At 69.2% G+C, this 16168-nt stretch carries 13 protein-coding genes; 8 read left to right on the top strand and 5 right to left on the bottom strand.

Going from position 1 to position 16168, the window contains the following annotated elements:
- Positions 1-43 precede the first annotated feature (43 nt).
- Genes HUW62_RS11055 through HUW62_RS11040 form a run of 4 tightly spaced genes read left to right on the top strand, consistent with a single transcriptional unit; the run spans position 44 to position 7559 of the window.
- On the top strand, positions 44-1372 hold the full coding sequence (locus HUW62_RS11055) for a thrombospondin type 3 repeat-containing protein (protein WP_163866490.1): 1329 nt from the start codon (positions 44-46) through the stop codon (positions 1370-1372).
- A gap of 36 nt (positions 1373-1408) precedes the next feature.
- On the top strand, positions 1409-3397 hold the full coding sequence (locus HUW62_RS11050; protein ID WP_163866491.1) for a vWA domain-containing protein: 1989 nt from the start codon (positions 1409-1411) through the stop codon (positions 3395-3397).
- A complete protein-coding gene (locus HUW62_RS11045; protein WP_163866492.1) occupies positions 3394-5142 on the top strand; it encodes a vWA domain-containing protein in 1749 nt (582 codons plus the stop codon). The genes HUW62_RS11050 and HUW62_RS11045 overlap by 4 nt, the downstream gene beginning before the upstream one ends.
- Before the next feature lie 14 nt (positions 5143-5156).
- Positions 5157-7559 carry a hypothetical protein gene (locus HUW62_RS11040; protein ID WP_176434392.1) on the top strand — a complete coding sequence of 801 codons (2403 nt, stop codon included), beginning with the start codon at positions 5157-5159 and terminating at the stop codon, positions 7557-7559.
- A 212-nt stretch (positions 7560-7771) separates the two neighbouring features.
- Here the strand turns inward: HUW62_RS11040 and HUW62_RS11035 are convergent, their stop codons facing one another.
- A complete protein-coding gene (locus HUW62_RS11035) occupies positions 7772-8215 on the bottom strand; it encodes a hypothetical protein (RefSeq protein WP_176434391.1) in 444 nt (147 codons plus the stop codon).
- A gap of 48 nt (positions 8216-8263) precedes the next feature.
- Between HUW62_RS11035 and HUW62_RS11030 the strand changes: the two genes are divergently transcribed.
- Positions 8264-8752: a hypothetical protein gene (locus HUW62_RS11030; RefSeq protein WP_368670384.1), complete on the top strand. Its 489-nt coding sequence runs from the start codon at positions 8264-8266 to the stop codon at positions 8750-8752.
- Here the strand turns inward: HUW62_RS11030 and HUW62_RS11025 are convergent.
- Entirely contained in the window at positions 8749-10419 is a 1671-nt protein-coding gene (locus HUW62_RS11025; RefSeq protein WP_176434389.1) for a GMC family oxidoreductase, read from the bottom strand. The two genes, HUW62_RS11030 and HUW62_RS11025, sit on opposite strands and share 4 nt — an antisense overlap.
- Positions 10416-11123, bottom strand: coding sequence for a gluconate 2-dehydrogenase subunit 3 family protein (locus HUW62_RS11020; protein WP_240356449.1), 708 nt, complete (start codon positions 11121-11123; stop codon positions 10416-10418). The genes HUW62_RS11025 and HUW62_RS11020 overlap by 4 nt, the downstream gene beginning before the upstream one ends.
- Positions 11124-11204: 81 nt before the next feature.
- On the opposite strand from HUW62_RS11020, the gene HUW62_RS11015 reads away from it, so the two are divergent.
- Both HUW62_RS11015 and HUW62_RS11010 read left to right on the top strand, forming a co-directional pair.
- Entirely contained in the window at positions 11205-12569 is a 1365-nt protein-coding gene (locus tag HUW62_RS11015; RefSeq protein WP_163866496.1) for a hypothetical protein, read from the top strand.
- Positions 12566-13120 (top strand): hypothetical protein, encoded by a 555-nt coding sequence (locus tag HUW62_RS11010; RefSeq protein WP_163866497.1) that lies wholly within the window; start codon positions 12566-12568, stop codon positions 13118-13120. Before HUW62_RS11015 ends, HUW62_RS11010 begins: the two co-directional genes overlap by 4 nt.
- Before the next feature lie 109 nt (positions 13121-13229).
- Here the strand turns inward: HUW62_RS11010 and HUW62_RS11005 are convergent, their stop codons facing one another.
- Entirely contained in the window at positions 13230-13874 is a 645-nt protein-coding gene (locus tag HUW62_RS11005; RefSeq protein WP_163866582.1) for a DUF3332 domain-containing protein, read from the bottom strand.
- A 138-nt stretch (positions 13875-14012) separates the two neighbouring features.
- On the opposite strand from HUW62_RS11005, the gene HUW62_RS11000 reads away from it, so the two are divergent.
- Positions 14013-14807 carry a M15 family metallopeptidase gene (locus HUW62_RS11000; RefSeq protein ID WP_240356450.1) on the top strand — a complete coding sequence of 265 codons (795 nt, stop codon included), beginning with the start codon at positions 14013-14015 and terminating at the stop codon, positions 14805-14807.
- A 3-nt stretch (positions 14808-14810) separates the two neighbouring features.
- Here the strand turns inward: HUW62_RS11000 and HUW62_RS10995 are convergent.
- Positions 14811-16168, bottom strand: a 1358-nt coding sequence (locus tag HUW62_RS10995) for a sigma 54-interacting transcriptional regulator (protein WP_176434388.1), incomplete at its 5' end; no start/stop codon positions are given.

Raw genomic sequence — 16168 nt, 5'->3', positions numbered from 1 at the left:
CGGATCGTCTCTTGCTAATGGCCCGGGGCTGAAAGGAGTCACCATGTCACTCGTTCGTCTTGCTCCCGCGCTGCTGCTCGGAGCTTTCCTGGTCGTGAACCCCAGCACCGCTCAGGCGCAGTCCAACGACAACCCGGACAACCCGGAATGCCTCGGCGATAGCTGCGGCCGCCCTCAGGAGGAGGGAGGAGGTTGTGGTTGTGGTTGCGGAGGCTCCGTGTGGGTGAACTACACGGATGACGGCGACACGCTGGCCTACACGGACGACGCGGACGGCGACGGCCGCGCGGACGACCGCGACAACTGCCCGTTCGCGTCCAACCGCGACCAGACGGACAGTGACGGCGACGGTGTCGGCAACGTCTGTGACAACTGCTCGGGGCTCTCCAACTTCCAGCAGCGCGACGCGGACGGCGATGGCGTGGGCGACGACTGCGACCCGGACCAGGACAACGACGGCGTGGCCAACGCGGCCGACAACTGCCCGCTGATTCCGAACCGGGACCAGTCCAACCTGGACAGCGACGCGCTCGGCGACGTGTGTGACCCCGACGACGACAACGACGGCGTGCCGGACGGCGCGGACAACTGCCCCCGTCTGGCCAACCCGGACCAGGTGATGCCGGCGGATGGCAGCCAGTGCCGCGTGGACGCGGACGGCGACAACATCTCCGACAACGGTGACAACTGCCCCGGCATCGCCAACCCGGACCAGTCCGACAAGGACAACGACGGCCTGGGCGACGCGTGCGACGCGGACATCGACGACGACAGCATCCTGAACGAGGCCGACAACTGCCGTGACGTGGCCAACCGCGACCAGGCGGACGACGACCGCGACGGCCTGGGCGATGCGTGTGACAGCCTCTACTGCCTCGTGGTGGACCCGACCCAGAAGGACAAGTGCCTGGACCCGAAGTCGCCCTTCACGGTCAGCGCCGGTGGCACCATGCGCCTGGAGAAGTCGGGCGACACGCTGCGTCCGCCGCTGTTCGCCAACCGCAACGGCGCGGCCATGGAGTACCGCTGGACGGTGACCAGGCGCCCCGACGGCTCCAACGCCGTGGTGGAGAATCCCCAGGGCGCGGTGACGCTCAGCCGCAACTGGCAGTACACCTACGTGGACGGCAGCGTCCCCAACTTCGTGCCGGACACCGAGGGCACGTACGAGCTGACCGTGGAGGCCCGCCTGGCCTTCGCCGACCGCGTCTTCCCGGACAGCCGCGTCGCCACCTCCACCCTCGTGCTGACGGTGGGCAAGGGTGATGACGAGGGTTCCAACTGCAGCTCCGTGCCCGCGGGCTTCAGCGCCACGGCCCTTGGCGCCGCGCTGCTGGGCGTGCTGATGCGCCGTCGTCGCCGCGAGCAGTAAATCCCGCTGTCTGTGTTGCCAGGAGGTCGTTCCCCTATGCGCCGCCTTCTTCGTTACCCGCTGTTCGCGGCGGGCCTCCTGGCCACGGGACTGTTGTCCTGTACCGACTCGATGCTCGAGCCTCGAACGGAACTGCAGAACCACGTCGATGACCGGGTGATGCTCCAGGGGCGCGTCTGCACGCGCCCGCCCAACCCCGCCGGCTTCCCCGTGAAGGTGGTGGTGGTGCTCGACGAGTCGGGCAGCATGTGCATCTCCGACCCGCCCGGCGCGCAGCTGGACAGCGGCTTCTGCCAGCAGGCCGCGGTCCAGGCCATCATCCCTCCCGGCGTCACCGAGCCCGCGCGCGTGCGCGCCCTCAAGCGCCTGGTCGCGCAGTTCCGGCAGGTCAACGCCGCGGGCGGCAACGTGCAGGTGTCCGTCGCCCCCTTCGAGACGAACGTCCGCAACGTCTGGCCCCCCGCCACGACGGGTGACCGCTTCGCCCGGCCGGACACCAACATCGACACCTATATCGACGGCCTGCAGAGCCAGCTGGGCAAGGGCACCGACTACCAGGGCGCCCTGTCGTACGCCTACAGCCTCATCGCCAGCGACATCAACGCCGTCTCGCTGTCCAACCCGGAAGTGCTGCCGCGCACCCGCTACGTCGTGGTCTTCCTCACCGACGGCACGCCGTATCCGCGCTGCTCCGCCACCGACAACCTCAGCGTCTACGCCAACCCGGACAACCCGGACCTGACGTGGGCGGACTCCATCGTGAGCTTCTGCAACGCGACGAACACGACGGACCAGATTGACGGCTTCGAGATTGGGACGGACCGCAACCAGAACTACCAGCTCTTCAGCTACGTGCGCCGGCTGATGGAGCTGAAGGACCAGTACAACGTGGGTGACGTGCGCATGCACACGGTGTTGCTCTTCAACCAGGAGGCCGTGCGCGCGTGTGGCCCCATCTGCCAGGAAATCTATGGCATCTACCCGGGCGTGCCGCAGGCCGAGTACCCGGCGGCGGCGAAGAAGATCGCCTCCTGGCTGCTGACGCGCTTCGCGGAGATGGGCAACGGCGTGTACCAGGAGTTCAACGACACCGCCGAAATCTCCAACCTGGGCCTGGGCGCGCTGGACTACTCGTCCTTCGCGTCGCGCAACGTGATGAAGACGCTGCTGGTGGAGCCGCTCAGCTCCGGACCGGGGCTGGACTCGCGGGTGGTGGACAGCGACGGCGACGGCGTGCCGGACGACATCGACAACTCCTTCACGCTGAAGACCAACCCGTTCAACGCCGACAGCGACCGGGATTGCCTGAGCGACGGCTTCGAGCATCGCCGCGAGGACCAGGGCTTCAAGCCGGCCAACGATTTGGACGCGCGCGGGTGCAACCCGGACTCTCCCTTGACGCCGCGTTGCACGTGCCGCGACACGGACGGAGATGGCCTGTCGCAGTTCGCGGAAGGGTACCTGCGCACGCGGGAGACCATCGTCGACAGTGATGGCGACGGCATCCCCGACAGCATCGAGGCGCGCTGGGGCCTCAACCCGCTGGAGCCCAGCGTGGCGGGCCTGGACACGGATGGTGACGGCCTGCCGGACGAGGTGGAGCTGCGCGCGGGCACGGACCCCACGCGGCGGGACAGGTCCTTCTTCGAGAAGAACGGCTTCCAGTATGAGACGCGCATCGCGGAGGTGCTGCCCAACGGCAGCATCTGCTACGACTACACCGTCACCAACCTCCAGATGGTGACGACGCCGGACCGCGTGGGGGCGAAGCAGGGCTTCAACCTCTTCAAGCTGTGGTTCGCGGAGGCGCCGGAGAGCGGCGTGGCCACCGACTACGGTGTGTGGCGCTCGGCCTGTGCCTGGTCCCAGTACGCGCCGCCGAGCATCCGCGTCCCGGTGGGCCCGGAGCTGACGCTGACGAACGACAACTTCATGGTGCCCACGGAGATGGGCAACCCCTGGGAGAACCAGGGTCGATGCGTGGGCTCGCCGCCCGCGGGCCAGCAGGGAGGATTCACCCCGTGAGTGTGGCTGGACGTGTCCTGGCGGGCCTGCTCGTCGCCCTCGTGCTGGTGGTGGCCTGCTCCGATTCGTATCTGTATGACCCGCGCCGGGACGTGGAAGTCCCCGTGGACCGGGCCATCTCGTTGCAGGGCCGCTTCTGCACCGTCGGCTCCAACGAGGTGGTGCGCCCCATCAAGCTCATCATCGCCATGGACGCCTCGCAGTCCATGCGCGTGAGCGACCCGGACGGCACGCGCGCCACCGCGCTGGTGGACCTCATCCAGAACCTGCCGAGAGACCCGGAGGTCTACCTGGCGGTGGTGCTCTTCGCCGGCAGCACCACGGCGTTCCTCACCCAGGCGCCGGGAAACCCGCCGGAGGATGGCTTCGTGCAGGTGTCCTCCATGGACGACGCCCGGCTGCGCCAGCTCACCGAGCAACTGCTCACCTTCCGCAACCCGGACAACTCCCCGAACCGGGACTCGACGGACTTCGTCAAGCCGCTGTCGGACATCTACTCGCTCATCAACACGGACATCGCGCGCAGCCGGCTGGAGCCGGGCGGGCAGCAGGCGCTGGCGCAGGCGCGCTACTCGCTCGTGTTCCTGTCGGACGGCCGTCCCACCACGGACCAGGACGACGAGCTGCTCCAGGGTGACGCGGTGGTGCGCATCCGGCAGCTCCGGGACCTGGTGGAGGACGTTCGCGTCAACACCGTGCACGTCTTCAACCCCACGCAGCCGGTGTCGTCGGTGTGTGACCTGTCCGGAGACGGCGGCTGCCCGCTGCTCATCATCAACCAGAACGCGGACCGGCTGGAGAAGATGGCCGCGCTGGGCGGTGGCAACTTCCGCGACTTCCGCAACAACGAGCCCATCAACTTCCTGGACTTCTCCTTCGGGCAGGTGCGGCGCACGTTCATCGTGAAGGAGGTCATCGCGACCAACTTCTCCGCGCCGCCGGGCAGCCCGCTGGACGAGGCGGACACGGACGGGGACGGCCTGTCTGATGCGCGCGAGGCCGAGGTGGGGACCAACCCCAACCTGATGGACACCGATGGTGACGGCTTCAGCGACGGCGTGGAGGTCTACTTCCGCGACCGCGGCGTGGACTTCGACCCGACGCAGGTGGCGGACCCGGACGGTGGCGGCCTGGACAAGGGCTGTCCTCCGCTCCTGCGCGCCTCGGACAGCGACTGTGACGGACTCCTGGACTGCGACGAGCAGTTCATCGGCACCAACGCGACGCTGGCGGACAGCGACCGCGACGGCGTGCCGGACGGAATCGAGTGGCGCGGCGGCACGCAGGGCGCGAGCAACGACCTGGACGAGGACCCGGACAACGACGGGCTGACCAGCCGCCAGGAGCTGCGCCTGCACACCCGCCCGCTGGAGGTGGACACCGCGAACCTCGCGGCGGAGGGCTACCGGTACGCCTTCGAGGCGGACGGCCCTCCGGATGAGCTGGGCCGGCAGTGCTACACGCTGCGCGTGGACAACGTGCTGCTGGCGCCCACCATCGCCGCCGCGGATGACGCGGGCATCGTCACGCGCGGCGCGGGCTTCAACAACGTGGCGTTGTCCGTGGCGATGGTGCCCGCGGACGACCCGACCGCGCGCACCCTGGTGCGCACCTTCCGCGTGGACACCGTGCGCTACCCGGTGGGCGGCATCAAGTCCCCCTCCGACGGCATCATCCGCGTAGCCCCCGAGGACTTCGTCGACGGCTGCCCCGGCCGCGCCGACGTCTCGCTTCCGACGCCGTGAGAATCGACGCTCCCATGAAGACCCAAGTCCGACTGTTGTCGCTCGCGCTGCTCGCCCTCGCCGCCTGCTCCTCCGGGGGCGATGACAAGGATGACGCGGGCACGCCCCAGGTGCAGGACCTCTGCAACAGCCGGGAAGAGGCGCTGACGCTGGCCGAGTGCGAGCTGAAGCCTGGCGTCCCGCTGGAGCGCCTGCTCGTCAAGGAAGGCGCGACGCGCGAGGGCGACCAGGACTGGTACCGCATCGTCCTGCCCGCCAACACCAGCGCGCGCACGTTGCTCAACCTGAACGGCCTCTACGTGGCCTCCAGCACCGCGGTGCAGTTGTCCATCAGCGTGCTGGGGCCGCTGCCTGACGGGACGGAAGGCTCGCTGGCGAAGAAGGACGACAAGCACGGCCAGGGCGCGCCGAAGCCGGTGGACATGGTGGTGCCGCTGCGCGATGACCTGAAGGGCAAGACGCTGCTGGTGCTGGTGCAGGACGCGCCGGACGTCGTCTCCCAGCCCAAGTTCGATGCGCGCAACCCCTACCGGCTGACGCTGCAAATCACCGAGAACCCGGACACGCACGAGCCCAACGACGCCATCACCGCCGCCACGCCGCTGCCGTTGGTGGCGCAGGGCGCGGGCGTGCAGGTGGGGACGGTGTCGGGCTTCCTGGCGACGGACAACGACGTGGACCGCTACACCTTCGACCTGCCGACGGGGAAGGTGGCGTACGTGAGCGTGACGGCGCCGGACCTGGGCTTCGTGCCCAACTGGCGGCTGTCGTACCAGCTCTTGCGCCCCGGCTTCCTCACCAAGGAGGAGAAGGAGGACGAGGGCGAGGTGCGTCCGCAGGTGCGCCCGGGCGTGCTGGCGACGGCGCGCAAGGTGAAGGCGGAGCACGCGGGCAAGTGGATGCTGGTGGTGCGCGGCTACCGGGGCATCAGCGACCGGGACACGTCGCAGGGGGACGTGCGCCAGGGGTATGACGTGGAGATCCGCGTGCTGGACGAGGCGGACGCCCAGGACCAGACGGCGCCTGGCAACGACAAGGTCGCGGACGCGCTGCAGCGAGGCCTGGCCACCCCGTCGCCCGCGTCGTCCACGTCCTTCACGGGACGCATTGGCTACATCGGGGACCAGGACTGGTACGCCGTGCAGTTGCCTGCCTCCACCGTGCCCACGCGGCTGCACTACCGCATGGCGCCGCTGGCCACCGGCGGCCGCTTCCCGCCGCTGCCCGACACACCGGACCGCCAGGTGCTCGTGTTCACCCTGGTGACGAAGGGGGCGAACCTGGAGGAGTGGCGGACCTCGTGCACCAACGACGCGACGGCGTGCCCCAAGGGCTACGGAGAGAATCCGGACATCGTCGCGCTGGTGCAGGGCTACTGCCAGCGCCAGGACTTGCCGGCGCCCATGTGCCTGCACTCGCTGCGCGAGGAGCCGGCCAACAACCCGCGCTTCACCAACCTGAGCAACTTCGAGGGCGTCATCCCGGTGCCCCCGCACGCGGCCACGGCGACGTACTACTTCAACGTCCAGGACGACGGCACCAACTGGGCGGATGACAAGGACTACCGGCTGGACGTGACCTGGGAGGCGGAGGACGCGGACGAGGTCAGCCGCTTTGGTGGGACGTCGACGGAGTCGCCCGTCTCCAAGCCCCTGGCCTCCACCTCGGCTTACCCGTCGCCTCCGGACACGGCGGAGTACACCGTCACCGGCCGGCTGTCGCATGGCTACGGGCGGCTGCGCAACGGCGATGACCGCGTCAACGGCCGGGGCGTGCGCGGCCCCATGGACTACGACGCGGTGCCGTCGGACGTGGACTCCTACCTGTTCCAGCTCCCCTCCGTGCCGGCGCCGGAAGACCGCGCGTGGCTGGTGCAGTGGGAGGTGGCGAAGCAGCAGGACGGTGGCTCCGTGCACGGCCTCGCGCTGGACCTGACCTTCTGTGATGGCGACGCCGTCGCGGGCGCCGATGGAGGCACGGTGCCGGACAGCGGCATGGGCGAGGGGTGCGTGGCGGTGAGGGCGGGCAGCCGCAACCAGTCGCTGACGCTGGGCTACCGCTCGGACGCGCTGCGGGCCTGGCACACGTCGGCGAACGCCTCGGTGAGCAGCCTCCAGCCGCTGTACACGCTGGAGGAGCGCCCTGGCTCCACCGTCGTCACCCTGGCGCCGTACGCGTGCGGCTGCCTGGAGCCGCGCTTCATCCGTGGCGGGAAGATGCGCGTGGAGGTGTCCGCGTCCGAGCGCACGTCCTACGAGCAGGTGGAGTACACGCTGCGCACCGGCTACGGCGATTATCCCCAGTCGTACACGCGGGATGGCGGCGTCGCGACGCAGTGCCCGGGGCTGGACGACGCGGGCACGCCGGACGGTGGTGTCGCGCCGCGCGGGGGCTGCGTCTTCACCCGTCAGCCCTGAGTCTTCAGGGGAGCAGGGTGGCCCGCGTGAGGCGCGGCCACCTGGTTCGGCGTGGGTGGCTGGTGCGGGGAGACCCGGCTTGCAAAGGGCCGTCGCCCGCTGTCTGGCTGGATGTGTGTGATTGCCCGCGAGACACAGCGGGCGGGCGAGCGGATGACACCCACTTGGGTGGGGTGGCGGGTGGTGCCCGTCACCCTCCACCCGGGGGAGCTTCAGGGAGCCGGAGGCGCGACACCCAGTCCGTTGAGCGCGACGACCTTGTCGGGAAGGTTCGCCGCGTTGGACTTGATGGTGAGGGTGCCCTGATACGCTTGGGCCTCGCGCGGCTTGAAGGTCACCTCGATGAAGAAGCGCTTCTTCGACTCCACCCGCAGGGGCGTGCCGGCCGTGTAGTCATTGGAGACCTTCATCGTGAACACGGACGGAGCGTTGAGGGTGATGTCGGTGACTTCCAGCGTATCCTCTCCCTGGTTCGTCACCTGGACCGAGTTGAAGCCACTCGTTCCGACAAAGGTGCCAGAGTTGAACTCGCGGTCGAAAGACATCTCGTCGCGGTCCGTGATGAGCTGCGGGGCCTTGGGAAGTGGGTCGGCGCTCTCACCGCAGGCCGCGAGTGAGAAGAAGAGAATGGGGAGCCACGGGGTGCGCAGTCGCATGGACGTTCACTCCTCGCTAGAGGGTCGAAGATGATGAATGTTGTAACAGTGTTCTGTCGTAAGGCCCAGAGCGCCGGTGCATTCCTGCTCATGTTGTCGTTGGTGGGCTGTGGCGACACGCGCGACGACTTCATTGGCCCGCGTGTGAAGGATGCCTGTGATGAGACGTGGCCCGTGTGTGGCAGCGTCGCCGGCTGCATCCTCGGGGCGGAAGGCTATACAGAGGGTCGCTTCCCTGGTCGCAGCAAGTTCATCGTCCAGGTGCCGGAGGCGTCGCACGTCAAGGTGAGCTTCTACCTGGACGAGGTCACCGCCGCGGGCGAGGAGACGGTGGTCATCTTCCACGAGGAGGGGTGCCGGGCCCGCACGCGGCTGGCGGCGGACGGGCGCGCGGTGCTCGACTCGATGGAGAAGTTCAGCGTCTTCACGAAGGAGGCGGACGTCACCGGCGTGGGCGACCACCTCATCGAGTTCGAGTCCGACATGCAGGCGCGCTACGCCGTGAAGGTCGACGTGACGCCCCTGCGCAATCGCTAACCGCCGGAGGCGACGCCTTGCTTCAACGCGCGAACAAGGTGGCTGGCCACCCGGAAGCTGTTGGCGGCGATGGTGAGCGTGGAGGGCACGCTGCCGCCGGTGGGCATGAAGCTGCCGTCCACGACATAGAGGTTGGGCACCTCGTGCGCGCGGCAATTCCTGTCCAGCACGGACGTGGCGGCGTCGTCGCCGAAGCGGCAGGTGCCGTGCTGGAGGATGGTCGTCTCGCCGGAGGTGCTGGTGCGCTTGAGCTCGTCCGGCTCCAGGCGCAGGAGCACCTCCTCGCCGCGCTCGACGAGGAAGCGCGTGGCGACCAGGTCCGTGGGGTGGCGCTCCACGGTGATGGCGGCCACGGGGATGCCGTACTTGTCCTTCACGGAGCCCTCCACGCCGACGTAGCTGCCGGGCGTGGGGAGGAACTCCCCGTAGACCTCGAACTGGAGGATGCGCGAGTCGCGGTACGCCCGCATCCGGTCCTTCAGCGCCTTGCCGAAGACGGCGGAGGCGCCGCTGCCGGCCAGCCCCGTGGCGGCATGGATGGGATTGGGGTGCGTCCACATGAAGCCCAGCGTGCCGCCCTTGCGGAAGCCGAAGCGCTCGTCCGGCATCAGGTAGAAGTCCTGGATGCTGCGGTTGACGAAGGGGCCCGGGTCCTTGAGCCACGGCCGCTTCTCGGCCTGCTTCGACATCCGGAACGTCGCCTGCGACTCGCCGAAGGAGCTGAAGATGAGGTTCTTGCCCACCAGCCCGCTGCCGTTGGCCAGGCCGCTCGCGAAGCGGCTGGAGGTGGAGTTGAGCAGGAGCCGCGCGCTCTCCACCGCCGTGCACGACACGATGATGACCTTCGCCGGCTGCTCCTGGGTGACGCCGTCCGCGTCCACGTAGATGACGCTGCGCGCGCGCCCCTTCTTGTCCACCTCCACGGTGCGCGCCATGCAACCCGGCCGCAGTTGGACGTTGCCGGTGGCCACGGCGGCGGGGATGAGGCTGGCGTTCGTGCCGCTCTTGGCGCCCATCTCACAGCCGTAGCTGCCGCACAGCGCGCAGTACGCGCACGGTGCCCGGCCCTTGTAGGGACGGCTGATGATGCCGCGCGCGGTGGGCAGCGAGTGCCAGCCCATCACCTTGCACGCATTGTCGATTTCCCCCGCCACCGGGTGCACGTCCAGGGGCGGCAGCGGGTAGGGGCCACTTCTCGGCTCCGCGAAGGGGTGGGCCACCGCCTGTCCGGACACGCCCAGCTCCTGCTCGGCCTTGTCGTAGAAGGGGGCCAGCTCCTCGTAGGAGATGGGCCAGTCGGCAATCGTGCTGCCGGGCACCGCGCCCAGCGTGCTGCGCAGCCGGAAGTCCACCGGCTTGAGGCGGTAGAAGAAGCCGCTCATGTGCACGGTGCCACCGCCCACGCAGTTGGCCGTCCACGCCGCCGTGCTGCGCTCGTACTTGCCCTTGGCGCCCTTGCGCACCAGGTGCGGCTCCTCCCAGGGCAGCGGCATGAAGAAGTTGCGGCGGCTGTTGAGGATTTCGTCGTGGACGAAGTCCTGGGGGCGGTAGTGGGGGCCCTTCTCCAGCACGACGACCTTGAAGCCCGCGCGGCCCAGCTCCAGCGCCATGGGCGCGCCGCCCGCGCCGCTGCCGATGATGCAGATGTCGACCTGGGGCAGGCTCACTTGTGAACCCCGCACTCGCGCAGGCACTTCGGTCCGTCGTAGCCCTCGGGCGGCGCCATGGCGATGGTGCCCACGGCATCGAACCCCATCAGCCGCCAGCCCACCTTGCCCTTGTTGCCGCCGTAGGACGGGTCACCCAGGAAGCCCTCCAGCGTCAGCACGGTGAGCAGCTCCAGGAAGTGCGCCTCGCCGCTCCGGGGTGGACTGTCCTTGAAGAGCGTGAGCAGTTCGTCCTGCTCGGCGGGGGTGATGGCGGAGAAGCCCTTCTGGAACATGCGCTGCGAGCGGCGCTCCAGCGCGGCGAGCCCCTCCAGGAAGTCGTCGCGCATGGGCTGCATCTCCGGTGTCTGGAGGATGCGGTCGATGTAGACAGGCACGTCGGCGTCGAGCGCGCCGGGGTCCTCGTCGCGCGGGAGGATGCGCTCGGCGGCGGCGGCGACGACGGCCAGCTCGAACGAGGAGAAGGTGTGGGTCCGCTGCCCGCCGGGCGCGGTGCCCAGGGGGCCGGGGTCCACCGCGGGCTTGGGGGCTTCCTCGGAGGAGCGCTTGCAGGCCAGCGGTCCGAGCAGCACGACACCGCCGCCCAGGAAGGTCAGCCGCCGGATGAAGGAGCGCCGCGACAGGCGCTGACGAGGGGGACGCGCACGGGGCATAGGTGCGCGAGCGTAACCCAGCGCGCGGCGCTTCGCCGCGTCGGGATGCATGGCTCGCCTGCTTCCTCGGGCGTGGTGGTGACGTAGGATGAAACGACGATGTGCAGGGCCGACAACGCAAGGAGACTGAAGATGAGACGGCATGTCTGGGCACTGGGATTGGCGCTGGCATTGGGATGCGGGAAGGATTCCAATCCGGACAATCCGGACGCGGGTCGCCCGGATGCCGGGCCGGGACCCACGGATTCGAGCTTCACGCGCTTGGAGGTGGACGCGGACCCGAGCGAGTTCAACCCCATCTCCAACATCGCCATGGCCATCGGTCCCGAGGACCGCATCGGCATGGCGTACTTCGTGAACAACGGGACGATGACGGGCAGCGTGGTGAACTACGACCTGCGCTACCGCGAGTTCAACGCGGGCGTGCTCGGGCCGGTGGAGAAGATTGTCACCGTGCAGCGCGTGTACGGCGTGTCGCTCGCCTTCGGTCCGGATGGACAGCCGGCGGTGACGTACCTGGGCGGTGACAGGGACGACTCCACGTTCTGGCTCCAGAGTGACCTGGCGGTCTCCTTCCGCTCGGCGGCGGGCGCGTGGACGCAGCGCGTGGTCGCCACGCGCTCCAACGCGGCGCCCATCGGCAACCCGCTGAGCGACGTGGGCTTCCTCATCGGGCTCAACCCGTCCATGGTCTTCTCCGGCAATCAGGCGCTCGTCGCGTATCGCGACGGACACAACGGCAACTTCGGTCGGCAGGACTGGGAGTCGGCGGACCTGGAGCTGGCGAGCGGCGGGCCCACGAGCTGGACGTTCCGCATGTTGGCCTCGTCGGGCGACACGAAGGCGGGCTACGGCGGCCACATCGGCCTCATCATGGCGGGCGCGCAGCCCGCGGTGGTGCATGACCAGGTGAAGGAAGGCGCGCAGGCGACAGGCGCGGGCATCGTCTTCCAGCGGCGCAACGCGGACGGCGCGGCCTGGACGCCGCCGGTGCAGGTGGCCACGGCGGAGAGCGTGGGCAACACGCAGTTGGGCCCGTCCATCGCGTACGACTCGACGGAGGGCTTCGGCATCGCCGTGCAGAACCGCGGCTCCTCCCGGGGCGACGTGTTGCAGTACTACGACTGCCCGAGCCCCAGCGCGACGAGCTGCGCGACGACGGGCGAGTGGTCGACGCCGGACCCGGTGTTTGGTCGGGGCACGGGCGGCTGGTATCCGTCGCTCGCGTTCGACCCGGTGAACCACGAGCCGCACATCGCCCACTACCTCTGCTCGTCGGAGACGGGCCGCAACGACACGAGCTGCAACCCGAACGAGGACCAGCTCCTCATCAGCGCGCGCATCGCCGGCAACTGGCGTGAGACGGTGGTGGACACCAACGGCGGCTGGTCGCCGAAGCTGGGCTTCCTCTCCACGGGCAAGCGCGTGGTGCTGTACCGCATCCCGGTGGCGGCGCTCACCAGGAAGGGCGTGCTGACGCTCGCGGTGGAGCAATGAGAAATGCGGTCCGCGCCCTGGCGGCGCTGACACTGGCGGGCTTCGCCTCCGGCGCCGGAATGGTGGCGTGCAGCCGTCCGGACAACTCGCTGTCCGGCAGCGTGTCGGAGCTCTTCCCGCTGGAGGTGTCGCGCGTGGAGATTCTCCGCAACGCGGAGGCGCTCCAGGTGAGCTACTTCCGCAACAACGACCTGGACGTGGACCTGGTGGTGCGGCTCACCGTGTCCACGGAAGGGTTGGAGCTGCGGCCGGGCGCGAAAATCAACCTGGCGGGCAACACGCCCTCCGGGCTGGCGCGCGCCACGGTGGTGCACCTCAACGCGGGCGAGCCGTCGCGCGTCTTCGCGCCGGTGGAGAAGGGGGACTTGCAACTGGAGTCCGGAGGCAACCCCGGCGAGCAGACGCGCGGGGACTTCTCCATGTCCTTCAAGAAGGGCGACGGCTACGGCGCCGGTCGCAGCCTGGAGGGCACGTTCTCCTCCGAGGCGCTGGATGCGGGCTTCGGCCCGGAAGAGGGTGAGCCGCTCGACGGGAGCGTCGTCGTCCCGTAGCGCGAGTGTCCCCGGGGTGACGCCTGGAGTTTCGGGCGTCACCACGCTGGCTTCGAAGCGCGAGCCGCCACGAAGGAGGGACACCGCCCTCCTCCGTGTGGAGCAAGGCCTACGGCACCGCGCAGGTGTTGAACGCCAGCCCTCGCGACACGGTGGCCTGGGCCACGGTGTGCCGGGCGAGCGCCGTCGTGCCACCTTCCTCGTAGATGCGCCGCGCGAGCGCCACGGCCTCCGAGCCGTGGACCGTCAGCGTGGTGCCCGTCGCGTCCGTCACCGCCACCGCGCCGTCCGCGGCGCCTTCCGCGCGGACGAGCAGCGCGCCCGCGTCGTCGCGCACGGCCATGCCGTTCTCCAGCGGCTCGAAGTAGCGGATGAGGGTCTCCTTCCCCTCGCGCTCCAGCTCCAGCTTCATGATGCCGCTCTCCGCGTCGCGCGACATGCGCAGCACGTCCGTGGGGCTCAGCCGGACGACGCGCGTGTCGCCGTCGCCTCCGTCCGCGCTCGACACGGGGTTGTTGCCGCTCCAGAACTCGATGCTGTTGATGATGAGCGCATCGATGAGCGTCCCAATCTCGTAGACGGGGATGATGACGAGCACGAGGAACATCAGCCACTGCACGAACTTCTGACCTGAGATGTTCTTGTTGAACTGCCAGATTTTCTGCGTGAGCTTGAAACTGCCGAAGCACCCGGTCGTGTGCATGGAGATGAAACCGGCGCACAGCACGGCGAGCCACGGAGACGGACGCTTCATCATGAACCCTCCTCGGGAGGATGGAAGGACTGCGAAGGCGGACCCACCATGCCACGTCGGGTCTTCGCGGCGGCGCCCCGTTCGTCTCCCCGTCCGATGCTCACCACTCGGTCGACCCTGGGGTGCGAGGATGCCCGGGTGATTCTCGTCCACTTCTTCACGCGAGCCTGGGTGATGGGGCTCCTGTCCCAGGCGGCGACGCCGTCCGAGGCCGCTCCCCCTGTCGAAGCGCCACCCGCCGCGCTGACCTGTCTCGCGAAGTGGTATCCGGTGCTGACGCCGGTGCGGCTCGACACGGGCTGGGGCTTCACGCTGCCGGACGGCCGCTCCTTCCCGTTCGACGACGGACAGCAGAAGTCATTCTCCCGGAAGCTGGAGGCCCCGGACCTGGAGGACACGCTCTCCATCGCCTACCGCGCGGTGCCCATTGCGCCCGTGACTCGCGAGGACGAGGACCCCGGGCGCATCCGCTTCGAGCCGCTGTTCGAGGCCACGTATGGCGCCGCGAAGGAGAAGGTGGACGTGGTGCCGCTCGTGTTCCTCGGCCAGCGGCTCAAGGTGCACCGCAAGGTGGCTCCGGCCTTCGAGCGGCTCGCCGCGAGACTGGAGGCGCTGGTGGCGAAGGACCCTTCGCTCGCGCCCTTCCTCCAGGGCGTGGGCGGAACCTTCGCCTGGCGCAACATCGCGAACACGACGCGGCGGAGCGCGCATTCCTATGGCGTGTCCATCGACCTCAACACCGCGCGCTCGCACTACTGGGAATGGCAGCGGCCCCGGACGCCGGTGCGCTGGCGCAACGCGGTGCCCCAGGCGCTGGTGGACGCCTTCGAGGCGGAGGGCTTCATCTGGGGCGGGCGCTGGTACCACTACGACACGATGCACTTCGAATACCGGCCGGAGCTGCTGGACGCCGCGTGTGCTCCGGCGCGGTGACGCTCAGTCGCCCTCGCTCTGCACCAGGCCGTACTTGTGCAGCAACGAGTAGAGGTGCTTGCGGTCCAGCTCGGCCTCTCGCGCGGCGCGGGCGATGTTGCCCTTGGCCCGGCCGAGCAGGCGGGTGAGGTACTCGCGCTCGAAGGCGCGGATGAGCTCGTCCTTGCAGACCTTGAAGGGCCCGGTGAACTCGGCGGGGAGGAAGTCACCGGCGGGAGCGGGAGGCTCGCGGGTGAACTCGCGCAGCAGCGTGTCCCCGGCCAGCTCCGGGATATCCACCATGTGCCGGGCGCGCTCGAGCGCGTTGCGCAGCTCGCGCACGTTGCCCGGCCAGGTGTGCCCGTTGAACTGCTCGCGAATCTTCTCCGGCAGCCGCAGCCACAGGCCCTCTCCGGCGAACGCGTCCACCAGGAGGGGGATGTCCTCCTTGCGATCTCTCAGGGGCGGCAGGTTCACGGTGAAGACGGAGAGGCGGAAGTAGAGGTCCTCGCGGAAGCGGCCCGCCTGCGTCTCCGACCAGAGGTCCTTCTTGCTGGCGACGACGATGCGCGCGTCGAAGGTGATGGGCGTGGACGCGCCGAGCCTCCGGAACTCGCGGTCTTCAATCGCTCGCAAGAGCTTGGGCTGGAGGTCCAGCGCCAGGTCGTCGATTTCGTCCAGGAAGAGCGTGCCCCCGTTGGCGCGCTCCAGACAGCCGATGCGCTGGCTGACGGCGCCGGTGAAGGCGCCCTTCTCATGGCCGAACAGCTCGCTCTCGATGAGGGAGTCGGAGACGCTGGCGCAGTCGAAGACGACGAGCGGCCCGGGCGCGCGCGGGCTCAACTTGTGGATGGCCTTGGCGGCGGCGCCCTTGCCGGAGCCCGTCTCGCCCACGAGCAGGAGCGTGGAGTCGGTGGGCGCGATGCGCTGGAGCAGCGCGAAAATCTGCCGCATGGGCAGGCTGCGGCCGACCAGGTCTCCCAGCCGGTCCTCCAGCGTGGGCTCCACCTGGACGGGGGCGAGCTGGGGGCTGAAGCGCAGGCGCACGTCGCCCACTTCGAGCAGCGCGCCGGGGCGCAGGTACGCCTCGCGCACCTGGGCACCGTCGAGGAAGGTGCCGTTGGTGGAGCCGAGGTCCTGGACCAGGAACCGGTCGCCCTGGCGACGCACCACCAGGTGGTTGCGGCTCACCGTGGGGTGGTCGATGACGACGTCGTTGTCGGGCGCCTTGCCCACGCGAAGCGCTTCGGTGGCGAGCGGGAAGACGGTGCCGGCGCGCTCGGTGTCCAGCAGGACGAGGTGGAATTGTTGCGCGGAAAGTCGCTCACCCTGTGCCCGCGCGTTGATGACCGTGTGCGAGGGGATGGGGGCTGGGGGAAGAG

Source organism: Myxococcus sp. AM011 (assembly GCF_013372595.1).
Lineage (GTDB): Bacteria > Myxococcota > Myxococcia > Myxococcales > Myxococcaceae > Myxococcus > Myxococcus eversor.
The sequence above is the reverse complement of the archived record's forward strand: the minus strand, read 5'-3'. Positions and strand labels throughout refer to the sequence as shown.